We start from the raw sequence: 1531 nt of genomic DNA, 5'->3' as shown, positions 1-1531 counted from the left end.
GCTAACTTCTCAAAGTAACTTCCACTTGCCTGACCAAAGTGGAAATTAGTCTAAAACGGATTTTTATGGTGGAATTAAGTGTGAGACGTTTGAGTTAGAAACGAGGTCTACTATGACAAAACATAAACATCTTACCCTTTCAGACCGTAATGATATCCAACTGGGCTTAGAGAGCGGTGAAACCTTCAAAGCTATTGGACAGTCCATTCTAAAAGATCCAACAACCGTTTCCAAAGAAGTCAAACGAAACAGACAAGTCCGAGAGTCTACATGCGATAACCTTCCTTGCCCTCTACTCGATAAGGCTCCCTTTGTCTGTAATGGATGCCCTAAAAGAAGACAGAATTGTGGCTATAAGAAGATTTTATACCTCGCTAAACAAGCTCAAAAGCAGTACGAACAAACTCTTGTCGAATCTCGTGAAGGAACTCCTCTCAATTCCAAGACCTTCTGGGACATGGACAAAGTCATTTCTGATGGTGTTAAAAAGGGACAACACATCTATCATATCCTCAAAACTCATAACCTTGATGTCAGCTCCTCAACCGTCTATCGACACATCCGAAAAGGATACCTATCTATCGCTCCTATTGACCTAGCCAGAGCCGTTAAATTCAAAGAAAGACGGAAAAGTAAGCTACCTTCCATCCCTAAAGAAGCTAAAAAAGGCCGTTCCTATGAGGATTTCCAAAACTATTTAGCACTGAATCAACTAGACTCTTGGCTGGAAATGGACACAGTTATGGGGAGAATGGGAGGTAAAGTCCTACTCACCTTCAATCTATCTTTCTGTAACTTTATCTTCGCTAGACTTCTGGATAATAAAACTGCCCTTGAGGTTACCAAACATCTCTATGACATCAAGAACACTCTTCACCAAGCGGACAAAGATTTCTTCCAACTCTTCCCTGTCGTCCTGACAGATAATGGTGGAGAGTTTGCCAGGGTCGATGATATCGAAATGGATGTGCGAGGGGAGAGTAAACTCTTCTTTTGTGACCCTAATCGCTCTGACCAGAAAGGGAGAATTGAGAAAAATCATACGCTGATTCGCGACATTCTACCTAAAGGAACTTCTTTTGACAATTTAACTCAAGAGGACATCAATCTCGTCTGTTCGCATGTCAACAGTGTCAAACGTGCTACTTTGAATGGAAAGTCAGCCTATGAACTCTTTGCATTTACCTATGGAGAAGAGATTCCTAAGCTTCTCGGCATTTCTAAAATACCTGCAGAAGACGTCTGTCAGTCGTCTAAATTACTCCAACATAAGTTCTAAAAACTAACCTTTAACCGCATTCAAACGTCTCACACTAACTTCCACCATAGCGGAACTTAATCTGAAACGCTTTCAGATGAGGGGATTTTGTGCGCTCTTTTTTTCAATTCATTTCGGCTACAAAAGCGATGAAATCAAGCATGTTTAAAACCAGTAGAACTTACCCTGACACGGATTTCCACTGGTTTTTACGATTTTTATCAGACTAACTTCCACTTGGATTAGCAGTGGAAGTTAGTTTGGGAATTTACC

The 1531-nt window shown here is 41.0% G+C and carries 1 protein-coding gene; it reads left to right on the top strand.

Translation table 11 applies throughout. The annotated features are described in order from the left end of the window. Positions 1-112: 112 nt before the first annotated feature. Positions 113-1279, top strand: a complete 1167-nt coding sequence (locus OVN23_RS10295; protein WP_173252899.1) for an IS30 family transposase — start codon at positions 113-115, stop codon at positions 1277-1279. The last annotated feature ends 252 nt before the right edge of the window (positions 1280-1531 follow it).

This window comes from Streptococcus sp. Marseille-Q6488 (assembly GCF_946902925.1).
In the GTDB taxonomy this organism is placed as follows: Bacteria; Bacillota; Bacilli; order Lactobacillales; family Streptococcaceae; genus Streptococcus.
This window is presented reverse-complemented; position numbering and strand designations above follow the sequence as displayed.

Coding starts and splice junctions, on each gene's coding strand:
- OVN23_RS10295 (WP_173252899.1), top strand. CDS start 113: ATGACAAAACATAAACATCTTACCCTTTCAGACCGTAATGATATCCAA.